14 protein-coding genes are annotated in these 15502 nt (G+C 62.9%); 6 read left to right on the top strand and 8 right to left on the bottom strand.

The window, feature by feature from the left end:
• Positions 1-97 precede the first annotated feature (97 nt).
• Complete coding sequence (locus CKO11_RS15460; RefSeq protein WP_223640758.1) at positions 98-856, bottom strand: class I SAM-dependent methyltransferase; 759 nt, start codon at positions 854-856, stop codon at positions 98-100.
• Positions 857-916: 60 nt separating this feature from the next.
• Between CKO11_RS15460 and gloB the strand changes: the two genes are divergently transcribed.
• From gloB to rpsD, 5 genes are all read left to right on the top strand, one after another.
• Entirely contained in the window at positions 917-1687 is a 771-nt protein-coding gene (gene gloB / locus CKO11_RS15455) for a hydroxyacylglutathione hydrolase (RefSeq protein WP_223640756.1), read from the top strand.
• Positions 1688-1708: 21 nt separating this feature from the next.
• Positions 1709-2863 carry an HPP family protein gene (locus tag CKO11_RS15450; RefSeq protein ID WP_223640754.1) on the top strand — a complete coding sequence of 385 codons (1155 nt, stop codon included), beginning with the start codon at positions 1709-1711 and terminating at the stop codon, positions 2861-2863.
• Positions 2864-3003: 140 nt separating this feature from the next.
• Complete coding sequence (gene clpA, locus CKO11_RS15445) at positions 3004-5322, top strand: ATP-dependent Clp protease ATP-binding subunit ClpA (RefSeq protein ID WP_223640752.1); 2319 nt, start codon at positions 3004-3006, stop codon at positions 5320-5322.
• 87 nt (positions 5323-5409) lie between these two features.
• Positions 5410-6348, top strand: coding sequence for a M23 family metallopeptidase (locus tag CKO11_RS15440; protein WP_223640749.1), 939 nt, complete (start codon positions 5410-5412; stop codon positions 6346-6348).
• Positions 6349-6543: 195 nt separating this feature from the next.
• On the top strand, positions 6544-7164 hold the full coding sequence (gene rpsD, locus CKO11_RS15435; RefSeq protein ID WP_223640746.1) for a 30S ribosomal protein S4: 621 nt from the start codon (positions 6544-6546) through the stop codon (positions 7162-7164).
• Positions 7165-7446: 282 nt separating this feature from the next.
• Here the strand turns inward: rpsD and cowN are convergent, their stop codons facing one another.
• The 3 genes from cowN to CKO11_RS15420 all read right to left on the bottom strand — a co-directional run bounded on the left by cowN (position 7447) and on the right by CKO11_RS15420 (position 9615).
• Positions 7447-7725: a N(2)-fixation sustaining protein CowN gene (cowN, locus tag CKO11_RS15430; protein ID WP_223640743.1), complete on the bottom strand. Its 279-nt coding sequence runs from the start codon at positions 7723-7725 to the stop codon at positions 7447-7449.
• A 155-nt stretch (positions 7726-7880) separates the two neighbouring features.
• The gene (locus CKO11_RS15425; protein WP_223640740.1) at positions 7881-8276 is read right to left on the bottom strand and encodes a VOC family protein; all 396 of its coding nucleotides are present in this window, start codon (positions 8274-8276) and stop codon (positions 7881-7883) included.
• Positions 8277-8337: 61 nt separating this feature from the next.
• Positions 8338-9615 carry an Nramp family divalent metal transporter gene (locus CKO11_RS15420; protein ID WP_223640737.1) on the bottom strand — a complete coding sequence of 426 codons (1278 nt, stop codon included), beginning with the start codon at positions 9613-9615 and terminating at the stop codon, positions 8338-8340.
• Positions 9616-9767: 152 nt separating this feature from the next.
• Here CKO11_RS15420 and mntR point away from each other — a divergent pair, with 152 nt between their 5' ends.
• Positions 9768-10199, top strand: coding sequence for a manganese-binding transcriptional regulator MntR (gene mntR, locus CKO11_RS15415; protein ID WP_223640734.1), 432 nt, complete (start codon positions 9768-9770; stop codon positions 10197-10199).
• Here mntR and CKO11_RS15410 read toward each other — a convergent pair.
• The 4 genes from CKO11_RS15410 to CKO11_RS15395 all read right to left on the bottom strand — a co-directional run bounded on the left by CKO11_RS15410 (position 10196) and on the right by CKO11_RS15395 (position 15360).
• A complete protein-coding gene (locus CKO11_RS15410; RefSeq protein ID WP_223640731.1) occupies positions 10196-11032 on the bottom strand; it encodes a TIGR03915 family putative DNA repair protein in 837 nt (278 codons plus the stop codon). The two genes, mntR and CKO11_RS15410, sit on opposite strands and share 4 nt — an antisense overlap.
• On the bottom strand, positions 11032-12261 hold the full coding sequence (locus tag CKO11_RS15405) for a putative DNA modification/repair radical SAM protein (RefSeq protein ID WP_223640728.1): 1230 nt from the start codon (positions 12259-12261) through the stop codon (positions 11032-11034). Before CKO11_RS15405 ends, CKO11_RS15410 begins: the two co-directional genes overlap by 1 nt.
• A gap of 98 nt (positions 12262-12359) precedes the next feature.
• Complete coding sequence (locus CKO11_RS15400) at positions 12360-13991, bottom strand: FAD-dependent oxidoreductase (RefSeq protein ID WP_317851814.1); 1632 nt, start codon at positions 13989-13991, stop codon at positions 12360-12362.
• A gap of 106 nt (positions 13992-14097) precedes the next feature.
• A complete protein-coding gene (locus CKO11_RS15395) occupies positions 14098-15360 on the bottom strand; it encodes a glycerate kinase (protein ID WP_223640722.1) in 1263 nt (420 codons plus the stop codon).
• Between the last annotated feature and the right edge of the window lie 142 nt (positions 15361-15502).

Genomic DNA, 15502 nt, shown 5'->3' with positions numbered 1-15502 from the left:
ACGGGGGGGCCTGCGCGCGCCCAAACGGGCGCAAGCTTCGGCACCGACGCACGAATTTCGGGCAGGCCGGGAAAAAAGCGATTCTCTCTTTGCGGGGCTAGACCCGGCCCGCAACCGGTTTTGGGCTGCCCTCAAGGATCGAAAGGGGCTTGCGCACCGCCGCGCCCAGACCGGGACGGCGCGGGGCATGGACCTGCTTGGAAACCTCCAAGATCAGCACCCCCGCCGCCAAAACACCCGCGGCGCGGCGGCCTACACCTTCCCACATTTCCGACGAACGCAGCCAGAACCGTCGCTGCGAGGGGGGGATGTAAAGCGCGGCGGTCTGGCGTTCTGGCACGAAACCTGCGCGACGCGCCTGCGCATCCAGCTGCCCCGGCGTATAGGGACGGCCGAATCCGAAAGGCGTGGTTTCTTGCGGCGCCCAAAGCCCGGCGCGGTTGGGCACAATGAACAGCGCCCGCCCGCCGGGGCCCAGCACACGCCAGCATTCCTCTAACAACGCATCGGGGTGATCTGACACTTCCAGCCCGTGCAACACCACCAGCCGGTCCACCATCCCGGTTTCCAGCGGCCAGCGGGTCTCATCGCACAAAACGGACACATTGGGTTCGCCCGCAGGCCAAGGCATCACGCCTTGCGGCGCGGGCATCAAGCCGATGACCCGGCGCGCGCAGGGCAGGTAGGGGCGCAACAAGGGAACGGCAAAGCCGAAGCCCGCCACCGTCTGCCCCGCCATGCCGCTGGGGCTTGCGGGCCACAGTTCCACCACTTTGTCGCGCACGGATTTCTGTGCCGCGCGGCCCAATTGGGTGCGATAATAGAATTCCCGCAGGTCGAGCACGTCGAGATGCATTGCAGTTTTGCCTTCCTTGGGCGTAGCTTACACAGGATAGCGCAAGTGATGCAAAACGCCATGACCCTCGAACTTCTGACAATTCCCTGCCTGACCGACAATTACGCCTATCTGTGGCGCGACACCGGTACCGATACCACGGTGGCCGTCGATGTGCCCGAGGCCGCACCGCTGATGCGGGTGCTGGCGGAGCGCGGCTGGCAGTTACACCATATTCTGCTGACCCATCACCATGGCGATCACATCGCCGGGGCCGAAGCCTTGGCGCAGGCAACCGGGGCAAAGATTGTGGGCGCAATGGCCGATGCCCACCGTCTGCCGTCGCTCGATCATCCGGTGCGGCCCGGCGAAGTGCTGCAACTGGGCACCGAAGAGGTGTTCGTGATGCCCGCCGATGGCCATACGATCGGCCATGTCGCCTATCATCTGCCCGGCGCGGGGCTGTTGTTCTCGGGCGACAGTCTGATGAGCTGGGGCTGCGGGCGGCTGTTTGAGGGCAGCCCCGCGCAGATGCATGAAACACTTACCCGTTTTGCCGCGCTGCCACGCGAAACCCGGATCTGCTCAGGGCATGAATATACACTTGCCAATGGGCGCTTTGCACTGAGCCTTGAGCCAGAGCATCCCACGCTTTTGCAACGCATGGCGCGGTGCGAAGCGTTGCGCGCCGAAGGCAAACCGACCCTGCCGGTCGCGCTGGCCGAAGAACTGAACACCAACCCGTTCTTGCGCGGCGCCGATCCGGCGCTTTGCGCCGCGCTTGGCTTGCCCGAAGGGACCAGCCCCTTGACCGTCTTTACCGAGGCACGGGCGCGCAAGGACCGGTTCTAAGCGGTGGCGCAGGGAACGCTCTTGCATCGTCTTGTCCGCCGCCTTGGGGCATTTGGTCCGGCCATGGGGCGGCGCCCGCTGATCGAGATCGTGCGACCGGCCATTGGCGTCGGGCTGGCGATGGCGCTGGCCGATGTCGCGATGATCGCCCTGCATGGGGATCGCGCGAACGGGATTTTTCTGGTTTCGGGGATCGCCTCTTCCGCCGTTTTGATTTTCGCCATACCCAATTCGCCCTTGGCACAGCCATGGTCGGCGTTCATGGGAATGGTGGTCTCGGCCGAGGCGGCGGTGGCGGCCACCACCTTCGTCCCCTACCCTTTCGCCGCAGGCACGGCGCTGGCGGCCGCGGTTTTTGGCATGATGGTCTTGCGCGCGCTGCACCCGCCCGCCGCCGGGGTCGCGCTGTTTGTCGTGCTTGAGGCCGAGGCAGGCCAGCCGGTGCATCCGCTGTTTCCGCTCTTTCCGGTGGGCGGTTTGATGGCCGCGCTGATCCTTTTGGCGCTGCTCTGGCATCGTCTTTTCAAACAGCGTTACCCGAACAAGCTGCCGCGCATCCCCGAGGCGCCGAACCTTGCCACCGGGTTGGATGAAGATGCGCTGGAATCGGTGCTGCTGGAGTTTCGTCAATCCACCAACATCGCCCCTGCCGATCTGGAACGGTTAACCGAGGCGGTGGCGGCCCGCTCGGCGCAGGCACTTTTGGCCAGAATGCCTGCCCGCGCCATCATGCATCCGGCGATTACCGTCGGCCCGGAACTGCCGCTGCGCGAAGTCATCGCCCGGATGCGCGCTGCGCGGGTGCGGGTGCTGGCTGTGGCCGATAGCGAAGGCAGCTTGCTGGGCCTTTTGGATCAAAACCGGATCATCGAGGCATTAGAGGCCGGTTTTGGCGTGCCTGCGCGCAGCTTGCGCGCGCTCGAACCGCAAGCCGCCGAATTGATGGACCCGCTGCCGCATCCGGTTTCCGCCGATCTGCCGCTGGCAGCCTTGTTAAGCCGCTTCGCCGTGCCGGGCGCGCCCCCCGTGCCGGTTTTGGAGGGCGGTCGGCTTGTCGGCATGGTCGGTCGCGCCGATCTGGTGGCCGCTTTGACCAGCCGCGCGCCGGGCTTTGCGGCCCCCGCACCTGCCGAAACCGGCCCCTCATCCTCGCAGACGCCACAATCGCGGGCGTAAACCATCGCAATCGATCACAATTGCAACAGAGTTTGCACGCAGACAGAAAAAAGCGCGCCCAGGACTTGAAGCGCGGCAAAATCCACCGAAACTTAACCTTGTGACGCCAGGATCGGTTTACCCCAGGAAAGGAGCGCCGGATGCCTTCGTTTTCGACTACGCTCGAACAAGCAATTCACGCGGCTTTGGCCCTTGCCAACACCCGCAAACACGAACTGGCGACGCTCGAACACCTGCTTCTCGCGCTGCTTGACGAACCCGATGCAAGTCGCGTCATGCGCGCTTGCGGCGTGGATATGGACGAGCTGCGCCAGACACTCACCGAATTTATCGACGACGATCTGTCGACGCTGATCACCGAGGTGGAAGGCTCGGAGGCCGTTCCGACCGCCGCCTTCCAAAGGGTGATCCAGCGCGCGGCGATCCACGTGCAAAGCTCGGGCCGGACCGAGGTGACGGGGGCCAATGTCCTTGTCGCGATCTTCGCTGAACGGGAATCGAACGCCGCCTTCTTCCTGCAAGAACAGGATATGACGCGCTATGATGCGGTGAATTTCATCGCCCATGGCGTGGCCAAAGACCCGGAATTTGGCGAAGCGCGCCCGGTGATCGGCGCCGAGGACGAGGCGAAAGCCGAAGCCGCCCAACCGGGCGAGGCGAAGGAATCCGCGCTTGGCAAATATTGCGTGAACCTGAACCAGAAATCGCAAAAGGGCGATATCGACCCGCTGATTGGCCGGGGCGAGGAAGTTGAGCGCTGCATTCAGGTGCTGTGCCGCCGCCGCAAAAACAACCCGCTTTTGGTGGGTGATCCGGGCGTGGGCAAAACCGCCATTGCGGAAGGCCTGGCGCTGAAGATCACCCGTGGCGAAACGCCTGAGATCTTGTCCCATGCCACGATCTATTCGCTCGATATGGGCGCACTGCTCGCAGGCACCCGCTACCGCGGCGACTTTGAGGAACGTCTCAAAGCCGTGGTGAAAGAGCTGGAAGATCACCCCGACGCGATCTTGTTCATCGACGAGATCCACACCGTGATCGGCGCGGGTGCGACCTCGGGCGGGGCGATGGATGCGTCGAACCTGCTCAAGCCCGCCCTGCAAGGCGGCAAGCTGCGCACCATGGGCTCCACCACCTATAAGGAGTTCCGTCAGCATTTTGAGAAAGACCGCGCCCTGTCGCGCCGGTTCCAGAAGATCGATGTGAACGAACCTTCGGTGCCCGATAGCATCAAGATCTTGATGGGGCTCAAACCCTATTTCGAGCAACATCACGAAGTGCGCTACACCAACGACGCCATCAAGGCGGCGGTGGAACTGTCGTCGCGCTATATTCATGACCGCAAGCTGCCCGATAAAGCCATCGATGTGATCGATGAGGCGGGCGCGGCGCAGCATCTGCTGCCCGACAGCAAGCGGCGCAAGACGCTCGGCGCCAAGGAAATCGAGGCCGTGGTGGCCAAGATCGCCCGCATCCCGCCGAAAAACGTCTCGAAAGACGACGCCGCGATCCTGCGCGATTTGGAAAAATCGCTCAAACGGGTGGTCTTTGGTCAAGACAAAGCCATCGATGCGCTGGCATCGGCGATCAAGCTGGCCCGGGCCGGTCTGCGCGAACCCGAAAAGCCGATTGGCAACTACCTCTTTGCGGGTCCCACCGGCGTCGGCAAAACCGAGGTGGCGAAGCAACTGGCCAATACGCTTGGGGTCGAACTGCTGCGCTTCGACATGTCGGAATACATGGAGAAACACGCGGTCAGCCGTCTGATCGGCGCCCCTCCGGGCTATGTTGGCTTCGACCAAGGCGGTCTTTTGACCGATGGCGTCGATCAACAACCGCATTGCGTGCTGCTGCTGGACGAAATCGAGAAAGCCCACCCCGATGTGTTCAACATCCTGTTGCAGGTGATGGACCACGGCAAGCTGACCGATCACAACGGCCGTCAGGTGGATTTCCGCAATGTGATCTTGATCATGACCTCGAATGCGGGGGCCTCGGATATGGCGAAAGCGGCCATTGGCTTTGGGCGCGAGCGTCGCGAGGGCGAAGACACCGCCGCGATCGAGCGCACCTTCACGCCGGAATTCCGCAACCGTCTGGATGCGGTGGTCAGCTTCGCACCGCTACCGCGTGACACGATCTTGCAAGTGGTCGATAAATTCGTGCTGCAACTGGAAGCGCAGCTCATTGACCGCAATGTGCATATCGAGCTGACGCCGGAAGCCGCCAACTGGCTGGCCGAGAAAGGCTATGATGACAAGATGGGCGCGCGTCCGCTGGGCCGCGTGATCCAAGAACACATCAAAAAGCCGCTCGCCGAAGAACTTCTGTTTGGTCGCTTGATGAAAGGCGGCGTGGTCAAGGTGGGCGTGCAGGACGATGCGATCGTTCTCAACGTCGAAGAACCCGGCAAGCCGCGCCTTTCCGGCTCCAAACCGCGGCTTCTGCCTGCTGACTAAGGGATGCGTGGGCTCCCGGGTCTCGGGCGCCTATGCCCTCCAATCCGCCCCCGTCCCGGCATACCGGGCCGGGGGCTTTTTGCGGCCTTGGCGCTGGCGCTTTTGCCCGGAGCAGCACAGGCCTTTGCCCTAGAACAACCGGTCGACTGTGTGTTGGGCGACACCTGCTACATTCAACATTATGTAGACCGCGATCCGGGGCCGGGCGTGCGGGATTTTGCCTGCGGCACGGCAAGTTATGATGGCCATGACGGCACCGATTTCGCCCTGCCCACCCGCGCAGCAATGCGGGCGGGTGTTGCCGTTTTGGCCGCGGCGCCGGGACGCGTGCGCGGCCTGCGCGATGGCGAAACCGATGGCGCCTATCTGTCTGGTCAAAGCGTTCAGGGCAAAGAATGCGGCAATGGCGTGGTGATTGACCATGCCGATGGCTGGCAAACGCAATATTGCCATTTGCGGCAAGGCTCGGTTTCGGTGACCGTCGGCCAAGAGGTTGCAGCGGGCGCCCCCTTGGGGTTGATCGGAATGTCGGGCTTGGCCGAATTCCCGCATCTGCATCTGTCGGTGCGCCATGCGGGGCAAGAGCTGGACCCGTTCCTTCCCGCAGCCTCGAAAAGCTGCGATGCCCCGCCCACGGACGGGCTATGGAAAACGCCCATCGCCTATGTGGGCGGCGGGCTTTTGCGTGCGGGCCTCACCAGCGGCCCCCCCGATTATGCGGCGGTAAAGGAGGGCGACGAAAGCCCCGCGACCTTGCCCCGCGATGCCCCCGCGCTGGTGCTGTGGACCTACGGGTTTGACAGCCGCCAAGGCGATACCATGACCTTGCATATCACAGGGCCGGGGGGCTTTGCTTACGATCATCAGACGGTTCTGGAAAAGCCGCTGGCGCTGTTTTTGCGCTATGGTGGCAAGCGCGCACCCGAAGGCGGCTTTGCCCCCGGCCTTTACCGCGCCGAGGTGACCTTGGGCCGGGAAGGCCGCCCTTTGGGCCATCAGACCCATGTGGTGGAGATTTTGCCCTAAGCGGCCAATTTTCCCCTGCCCCAACGTTGACTCCCCGCCCCCGCCCTGTATAAGCCGCCCATCCCGGTGGCGAAAGCTGCCGGGCCTTTCATTGGTGTTGGTGGACCCCGCAAGGGGAAGCCTGTCGCCCAAGGCTTTGCGGATAAGGCTGCGGGAAAGGACAACGCCCTTCGTAACATAAGAAGGAGATCAGCGATGACCAAACGCACCGCTGCCAAGTACAAAATCGACCGCCGCATGGGCGAAAACATCTGGGGCCGCGCCAAGTCGCCGCTCAACCGCCGCGATTACGGCCCGGGCCAACATGGTCAGCGCCGCAAAGGCAAAATGTCGGACTTCGGCACCCAGCTGCGCGCCAAGCAAAAGCTCAAAGGCTATTACGGCGATCTGACCGAGAAACAATTCCGCCGCATCTACGCCGAAGCCGAGCGTGTGAAGGGCGACACCGGTGAAAACCTGATCGGTCTGCTCGAGCGCCGCCTCGACGCGATCGTCTATCGCGCGAAATTCGTGCCGACCGTGTTCGCCGCGCGTCAATTCGTGAACCACGGCCACGTCACCGTGAACGGCAAACGCGTCAACATCGGCTCCTACCGTGTCAAAGAAGGCGATGTGATCGCCGTTCGTGACCGTTCGAAGCAACTCGCCATCGTGCTGGAAGCCGTGCAATCGGCCGAGCGCGACGTGCCGGATTACCTCGAAGTCGACCACAACAAGATGACCGCGACCTTCACGCGCACCCCGGGCCTGAGCGATGTGCCCTATCCGGTGCAAATGGAACCGAACCTCGTGGTCGAATTCTACGCGAAGAACTGATCCGGTTCTTCATGACCTATGCAAAAGGCCGCCTTTGGGCGGCCTTTTTCTTTTGGGCCGTTGGGGGCATCAGACGAAGGCATTTCGCTTCGGCCTCGCCGAAGCGACCCGGCGGGGGCGCTGCCCCCGCACCCCCGGGATATTTTTCAAAGTCGAAGGAAAGCCCGGCGTGCAAACGCCGACGGTTCGCCAAGAGAGCGCCGCTATGGCACAAGGTTCTTGGGGGTCCGGGGGCAAAGCCCCCGGCGGGTCGCCCCGCGCCAGCGGGGCGAAAGACGCGGATTAGCAGCAGTGATATTCGAGGTGGTGCAACAGCACGAGCGCCTCTTCATCTTCTTCTTCCTCGAAGAAGCTCATCAGCGCATTCACCTGCGCGCCCACGAACCGCAGCATATCGTGGCCCATGCGCGTATTTTCGGCCAATTTCTTTTCGAAATAGCCCACCCAAGGCGAGTCATTTCCCGCCATCCGGGCTTGCAGCATCTTGTAAAGCTTGTCCGCCTTGGCATCGCAATCAAGGCCGAGGAAGGTTACGTAACGGTCGGGCGTCTCGTCGTTCATCTTCATAGTCCTGTCTGTCTTTTGCCTAGCCGTCGTTTTTGCGACAGCGCCGGCATGCATTCTGTCAGTTCAGCGACAGTTTCGGCAAAATGCCGGACTGTCCGCCCTCCCCACAAGAAAGCAGCAAAGAGCGCGCCAGCTTGCCCCGCGACAGATCAAAGATAGCGCCCGCCCCTTTCGAGCACCTCGATCTGGTACCCATCCGGATCGGCAATGAAGAAGAACCGCGCGATCACCGTGCCCGCAGGCGCAAAATCGACGATCTTGCGCGGCGCGAGCCCCGCTGCCTCTAGCCGTGCATGTTCCGCCGCGACATCGGGCACCGATACCGCCAGATGGCCATAGCCATCGCCCAGATCGTAAGCGGCATCGCGCCCTTTGTTCACCGTCAGTTCTAACTCGAAGCTGCCTTCGTCATTCGAGAGGTAAATCAAGGTGAAGTCGGGAAAATCAAGCCGGTCAGCGACCTTCAGCCCGAAGGCGGTTTCGTAAAACGCCAATGATCGCGCCTCGTCGCGCACGCGGATCATCGAATGGATCATCTTGGCCATACTGCCCTCCGTTTTGCACGAGCCTTACAAGCTTGCCGCACAGGTGCAAGAGCGGGGCGCCTTAGGCAAGGAATGGAATCGCCATCCCGAAAGCGCCCGCCAGCAGCACGAAGTTCAGCCCCAACACGACCAAGGCCCCGAGCCCCGCAAGCGCCTGTGTTACCTGACGCGGCACGAAATCGCCCATCACCTCGGGTTTGCGAATAAGCCACAGCAGCGCCAGCATCGGCACCGGCAGTGCAATGGACAGGATGACCTGGCTCATCACCAGCGCCTCGGTCGCATTCGCCCCCAGCGCCACCACGACAAAGGCGGGCAGCATGGTGATGGCACGGCGCAGCCAAAGCGGGATGGTGATCCGCAAGAAGCCCTGCATGATCAACTGCCCCGCCATCGTCCCGACCACCGAGGAGGAAATCCCCGAGGCGATGAGCGAGATCAAAAACGCCCCCGCAGCAGCGGCGCCCAAAAGCGGCGTCAGCATATGGTAGGCAGTTTCAATCTCGGCCACTTCGGCATGACCTCGGTGGAACGCCGACGCCGCCATGATCACCATTGCCATGTTGATCATGCCCGCCACCGCCAGTGCCACGATCACCTCGATATTGGAGATCCGCAGCACCCGGCGGCGCTCGTCATCATTGCGCAAAACGGCGCGGCCCTGCGTCAGGCCCGAGTGTAGAAAGATCGCATGGGGCATGACGGTCGCGCCAATGATCCCCACCGCAATCGTCAACGCCCCCGCATCGGGCAAATCGGGGGTCACAAGGCCAAGACCCGCCGCCGTCCAATCGACCGGTGCAATCAGGATTTCGGCCAGATAACACAGGCCGATCAGGCCCACCAACGCGCCAATGGCAATTTCCATCGGGCGAAACCCGCGCGCCTCCATCAGCAAAATCGCATAGGTGATGATCGCCGTGATCACCATACCCCAGATCAGCGGAATGCCCAAAAGCAGCGACAAGCCAATGGCTCCGCCCAGAAATTCGGCCAAATCGGTGGCCATGGCGGCAATTTCCGAGACGAACCACATCACATAGACCAACGGGCGCGGCAGGTGATCGCGGCTCAGTTCCGCCAAATTGCGCCCCGTCACAATGCCCAGCCGCGCCGACAGCGCCTGAAACAGCATCGCGATCAGGTTGGCCATCAAGACGACCCACAACAACGCATAGCCGTAGCCCGCGCCCGCTTGGATATTCGTCGCGTAATTGCCCGGGTCCATATACGCGACCGAGGCGATCACTGCGGGGCCAACAAAGGCGAGCATCGCCAAAGGCCCGCGCCGCTCGCCGCTGATGACGGCAGACATGGTGGCCCGGGCGCGCCCGGTCATGGAACGGTCATTCTGCATCGCGGCACTCTCGTTGACTTGACCTTGATTTATAGCCTTGGCTACATTTCTGTCAAATGGCATTGAAACGCAGGTCTGTGAACGATTTGCAAAACCCCTGTGAAACTGCGAAAACCACCGCGGGAGGACGGCACATGACCGAAGACACCGCAGACGGGGGACAATGCCCCACGCCGGAACGCTTTACCCAAGCGCGGGCGGCGCAAAGCATGGCGGTGTTGGAAGATTATGCCGAGATGATCGACGATCTGGCCCAGGAATTGGGCGAGGCGCGGATCACCGATATAGCCGCGCGGATGGGGGTCACCCACCCCACCGCGACCAAAGCGGTGGCGCGGCTAAAACGCGAGGGGCTAGCGGTGTCACGCCCCTATCGCGGGGTTTTCCTGACCGAGCAAGGGGCCGCCTTGGCGGCGCGGGTGCGGATGCGCCATCGGGTCGTGGTGGATTTGCTGGTCGCGGTGGGCGTGCCACAGGAGACTGCGGAAATCGATGCCGAGGGGCTGGAGCATCACGTCTCTGACGTGACTTTGAAAGCATTCGAGACATTCTTGGCGCGCCGCTAACCCTTGCTCCGTTGCGCCGCAATCGCCCGCATTCGCTTTTGCAGACGCGGATCGGGGGCGCGGGCCTCGGCTTCTTGCATCGCCATCACCCGCGCGGGCGCGCTGCGGATCAGATCGGGGATCAAATCCGCCTCGGGCAGGTTCTTCCAATATTTGCGCGGCATATTGGATTGCATCGCCTGCACCATCAGCCGCGCCGGGTTGAAGATATTGGCGAAATAGACCCGCCACAGATGCTCGGTCGCATCGGCGGGGGGCGGCTTGGACTCGGTCGTTTCGGAAATCTGCATCTCGCCACATTCAAAGCGCGCGGTCAGCGTGGGCGTGGCAATCAACCAATCCATATCGCCAAAGCGGCGCGCAAAGAACGGCGCGGCGGCTTCCACAATGTGATGATCGGGCTCAAACCACGCGGCAAAGGCGCGCCGGTTCGCGCCCGGTGGCGTGACCTCGCGAAAGCGCACAAAGGCATGCATCTTGTGAATGTCGCGCCGCACGGCTTTTTCTTGGTCAAGCACGCGGCGCATCATCGGGTCGGATCGGTCGCCCCAACGGACCTGCCGCCGCGCCAGCCGCAACACCAGCGCATAGGCGCGGGCAAAACGCTCCGGCTCGGCATGCATCAGCGCGGTTTCAAGCCCATCAACGGCGGCACGCGGCAATGTAAGCGTGACCGAAGATGCCGCAACAGGCGGCGCAGTGGCAAAAAGATCGGGCGCGGCACCGCCCACCGACCAGATCACGGTTTCGGGCGCCACGCCCGCCGCCGCCAAGCGGCGCGCTTCGGCGCGCCATGCCGCCACGGTGCCAATGCGGGGCAGCACGATCTGCATCAGAAAAGGCTCAGTTGCTCTGGCGGCGGGGCGAAGCGCGCGCGCAGGTTGGCATCATCGGGCAGACCGCGTGGCGACCAACCGGGCAGGGTAATAAACGGCTCGGCATGGCGGATTACGCAGCCAATCGCAGCCAAATCCTCATAGCGCAACGTGCGATAGCGCCGGGCTTTCAATATCCGCTCCACGCTGCGGGGGCCGATGCCCGGCACGCGCAGCAGCATCTCGCGCGGGGCGCGGTTCACATCCAGCGGAAAGTGCTGCCGATTGGCCAAAGCCCAAGCCAGTTTCGGATCGATCTCCAGATCAAGGTTTTTGCCCGGCGCAGCAATTTCTGGCGCCGCAAAGCCGTAATTCCGCATCAGCCAGTCGGCCTGATACAGCCTGTGTTCGCGCACCAAGGGCGGGCGCACCAAGGGCAGCATTTTTGACGCATCGGGGATCGGCGAAAAGGCCGAATAATAGACCCGGCGCAAGGCGTACTCGCCATAAAGCCGGGCCGAACGATGCAAGATTTCCCCATCACTCGCCGGATCGGCGCCGATGATCATCTGCGTCGATTGCCCGGCAGGCGCGAAACGCGGCGCGCGGGTGCCGCGTGCCGTGCGGTCTTTCGCGGCCTCGCCGCGCGCCTTGACCTCGGCCATTGCGCCGTGGATCGTGCGCACCGACTTTTCCGGCGCCAGCTTGCTCAGCCACGTCTCTGTGGGCAATTCCACATTGATCGACAAACGATCTGCCCATTTCCCCGCCTCGGCCAGTAAATCAGGCGCGGCATCGGGAATGGTTTTCAAATGGATATAGCCCCGAAACTGCTCGCGCTCGCGCAGGGTGCGCGCGACCCGCACCATCTCTGCCATGGTGTCATCGGGGGAGCGGATGATCCCCGAAGATAGAAACAGCCCCTCGATATAGTTGCGGCGGTAAAACTCCAACGTCAGCGTCACGACCTCTTCGACCGTGAAGCGCGCGCGCTCCACCCCGCTTGAGGCGCGATTGATGCAGTAAGCACAATCGTAAATGCAGAAATTCGTCAGCAGGATTTTCAAAAGCGAGATGCAGCGCCCGTCCGGCGCCCAAGCGTGACAGATACCCGCCCCGGTGGTGGAGCCAAGCCCTTTGCCATCGCGCGAGTTGCGCCGTTCGCCCCCGGATGAGGCGCAGGAGGCATCGTATTTTGCAGCATCTGCCAGGATGGCAAGCTTTTCGGAAAGCGATTTGGAGACCATATGTTCATCATATGTTCCATCCTCACATCCGGCAAGCCTGATCCGGCATCACCGCGGCAAATCGAAAACGCCCCGAGTTAACCGGGGCGCTTTGATCCTTAGCTGTCGGATTTCTGCGCGTCGTCCGGCAGGGCGACGTCATGTTTTTCCATATAGGGTCGGAAATAGTCCCGAAACGCCTCGAACCCTTCGGTCAGCATCAGGAATTCGGCGCGATTCATCACCAAAACCTTGGTATCTTCTTTCGCGCGCACCGTGGTGCGCCGCCGCGTGGCGCCCAGAATGATCCGCTCGCCAAAATGATCGCCGGGGCCGATGATCCGGGTTTTCATTTCCCCGGTTTCGGGATCGGGGCGTTCCATTTCGACCGCGCCGGAAATCACCGTATAGAACCCGTCCGAGCGGTCGCCCGCCTCGTAAATCCGATCGCCCGCGCGGAAATAGACATAGCGCATCGGCGGTTTGCGATAGGTGCGCAACTGCACCAGCGAACGCGCGCCGATCAGATCCAGCGTCCAGTTTATCATCACGCGGATCTTGGTGCCCAGACCCGGCAGCAGCGCCAGATAATAAGAGCGCCAGACAAACCACGCCGGAAAGCCGGTGACCGAGCGCCCCATCAGATCTGCGACGCCACGTTTGGCGCCCAGCGAAGCAAGCGAGCCGCGCGAGGAATAGGCAAAAATACCCGGCGTCTTACCCTTGATCGTGGCGGCAATGTTCTTCGCCACGCGCTTCGCCTCACGCACCGCGAATTGCGCGGTGGGGGGCGCGAAATCATGCCGATCTGTGGCGCCCTCTTTCAGCGGGATCAGGGCGCAATCGCCCAGCGCCCAAACCGCGTCTTGCCCCTGCACCTTCAGGCTGCGGTCAACGACGATCCGCCCCTTGTCCATCGGCAGCCCCATCCGGGTAATCACCGGCAGCGGCGCATTGCCGATGGTCGCCACGATGGTGCGGGTGTCGATCACCTCGCCATCCGAGGTAACAAGCTGACGATGGGTGCAGCTTTTCACACCGGTTTTCAGCTTCAGTTCGATCCCATGCTTTTGCAGATGCGCGCTGGCGTAATCGGCCAGCTCTTGCGGCATCTCATTCAAGATACGCGGCGCATATTCGACCAAAAGCACCCGCACTTCGGACGGATCAATGTTGGAATAAAACGGCAACGAGCGGTCGATGAGTTCCTTCATCTCGCCCACGGTTTCCACACCCGAAAAGCCGCCCCCCACCACGGTAAAGGTCAGCGCACCACGCTTGGTATCGGGCAGGGCGGTTACCTGGGCATGTTCCAATTGCTCGATCACATGCTCGCGCAGGCGGCGCGCATCTTCGAGCGTTTTCATTTTCAGCGCATGTTCTTCCAGCCCCGGCATGCGCGAAAAATCGGCCCCTTGCCCCAGCGCGATCACCAGATGGTCATAGGGCACCTCGGTCGGGCGGCGCTGAATGCCTTGGAAGACGGTCACAACCTTGCGGGTGAAATCAACGCTGTCGACCACCGCTTTGCGGATTGCCACGCCCTTCAAAATGAAACGCAGCGGCGAGACGGCATGAGCGGGCGTGATCGAGCCTGCGCCCACTTCGGGCAACAGTGGCTGAAAGACAAAATAGTTCTCGGCGTTGATGATCTCGATCTCGGCCTTGCGCCCCAGCGCGCGTCGCAGCGCCCGGGCCGTATACATGCCGCCGAAACCGCCTCCAAGAACGACTACCCGCATCGCGCTCATGCCTCCATGTTGCTGCGGCGCAGCGCAAAGGAAACTGCCGGACCGCCAGTGCTTCCTCTCTACGCCGCGCAAGCGGCTTTGTCCAACGGCAGCGCGGGTTTGGCGCTCAGGTAATCAGCACCGCCCGAAAATCATTCACATTGGTCAGGGTCGGCCCGGTGATCACCTGCGCGCCCAAGGCGGCGAAGAACGCATGCGCGTCATTGGCGTCCAGCATCGCACGCGGCGCCAGCCCCAACGCATGGGCGCGGACCAAGGTATCGGGATCGATGCGCGCGCCCGCAACCTCTTCCGCGCCATCGACGCCATCGGTATCGCCAGCCACAGCCTGCACGCCCGCCAGCCCCTCGAGTGCCAGCGCAAGGGCGAGCAAAAACTCCACATTGCGTCCGCCGCGCCCCGTGCCGCGCACGCTGACAGTGGTCTCCCCGCCCGACAGCAAAACACAGGGCCGCGCAAAGGGTTGCCCGCGATGCACGACCTGACGTGCAAGCGCGGCCATCACCCGCGCCACCTCGCGCGCTTCTCCCTCGATCGCATCGCTTAAGATATGCGCCGCAAGCCCCGCCTGCCGCGCCACATCCGCTGCCGCCTCAAGCGCGGCTTGGGGCGTGGCAATCAGATGGGCTTCATTGCGTGCAAGGCGCGGATCATCGGGTTTGACACTTTCCAATGTGCCCGTTTTCAGCGCCTTGGACAGACCTTCGGGCAGCGCGATCGCATAACGGGTCAACACCTCCAGCGCGGCAGCACAGGTGGTGGCATCGCCCACCGTGGGGCCAGAGGCGATGATGCTTGGATCATCGCCCGGCACATCCGAAATCATCAGCGTGACGACCCGCGCAGGCGCGCAGGCCGCCGCCAGCCGCCCGCCCTTGATCGCCGACAGATGGCGGCGCACGGTGTTCATTTCCGCAATCGTCGCGCCGCTTTTCAACAGCGCGCGGTTGATCGCCTGCTTGTCGTCAAGGCTGACCCCCGGCGCGGGCAACGGCAAAAGCGCCGATCCGCCGCCCGAAATCAGGCACAAAACCGTATCGTCGGGGCCAAGATCCTGCGCCAACGCCAGCATCCGCCGCGCGGCGCGTTCGCCTGCGGCATCGGGCACCGGATGCGCGGCCTCCACCACCTCGATCCCCGCACAGGGCACCGCATGACCATAACGGGTCACCACCAGACCTTCGAGGGGGGGGCCGTAATGCGCTTCGGCCACCCGCGCCATTTCCGCCGAGGCCTTGCCCGCGCCCAGCACCACCAGCCGCCCCTTTTCGGGCCGCATGGGCAAAAAGGGCGGCAGGCATTGCGCGGGCTGCGCCGCGCCGATGGCGGCAGCGAACATGGCGCGCAACAAATCTTGCGGGTCGGTCATGGCGGCACTCTCCCTTTGCTCTGGTCTAGCAAGCCCATCCCCCCGCCGCCAAGCCTTGGGCACGCCGCTTGACAGCCGGAGGCGGAGCGCATCTATAGCGGCGTGCCCAAGGCTTGGCGGCGGGGGGATGGGCTTGCTAGAC

Source organism: Rhodobacter sp. TJ_12 (assembly GCF_020023995.1).
Taxonomy (GTDB): domain Bacteria; phylum Pseudomonadota; class Alphaproteobacteria; order Rhodobacterales; family Rhodobacteraceae; genus Rhodobacter.
The sequence above is the reverse complement of the archived record's forward strand: the minus strand, read 5'-3'. Positions and strand labels throughout refer to the sequence as shown.

Coding starts and splice junctions, on each gene's coding strand:
- cowN (WP_223640743.1), bottom strand. CDS start 7,725: ATGAACGACGAGACGCCCGACCGTTACGTAACCTTCCTCGGCCTTGAT.
- CKO11_RS15400 (WP_317851814.1), bottom strand. CDS start 13,991: ATGAGCGCGATGCGGGTAGTCGTTCTTGGAGGCGGTTTCGGCGGCATG.
- CKO11_RS15425 (WP_223640740.1), bottom strand. CDS start 8,276: ATGGCCAAGATGATCCATTCGATGATCCGCGTGCGCGACGAGGCGCGA.
- CKO11_RS15410 (WP_223640731.1), bottom strand. CDS start 11,032: ATGCAGATCGTGCTGCCCCGCATTGGCACCGTGGCGGCATGGCGCGCC.
- mntR (WP_223640734.1), top strand. CDS start 9,768: ATGACCGAAGACACCGCAGACGGGGGACAATGCCCCACGCCGGAACGC.
- gloB (WP_223640756.1), top strand. CDS start 917: ATGACCCTCGAACTTCTGACAATTCCCTGCCTGACCGACAATTACGCC.
- CKO11_RS15420 (WP_223640737.1), bottom strand. CDS start 9,615: ATGACCGGGCGCGCCCGGGCCACCATGTCTGCCGTCATCAGCGGCGAG.
- clpA (WP_223640752.1), top strand. CDS start 3,004: ATGCCTTCGTTTTCGACTACGCTCGAACAAGCAATTCACGCGGCTTTG.
- CKO11_RS15460 (WP_223640758.1), bottom strand. CDS start 856: ATGCATCTCGACGTGCTCGACCTGCGGGAATTCTATTATCGCACCCAA.
- CKO11_RS15405 (WP_223640728.1), bottom strand. CDS start 12,261: ATGGTCTCCAAATCGCTTTCCGAAAAGCTTGCCATCCTGGCAGATGCT.
- CKO11_RS15395 (WP_223640722.1), bottom strand. CDS start 15,360: ATGACCGACCCGCAAGATTTGTTGCGCGCCATGTTCGCTGCCGCCATC.
- rpsD (WP_223640746.1), top strand. CDS start 6,544: ATGACCAAACGCACCGCTGCCAAGTACAAAATCGACCGCCGCATGGGC.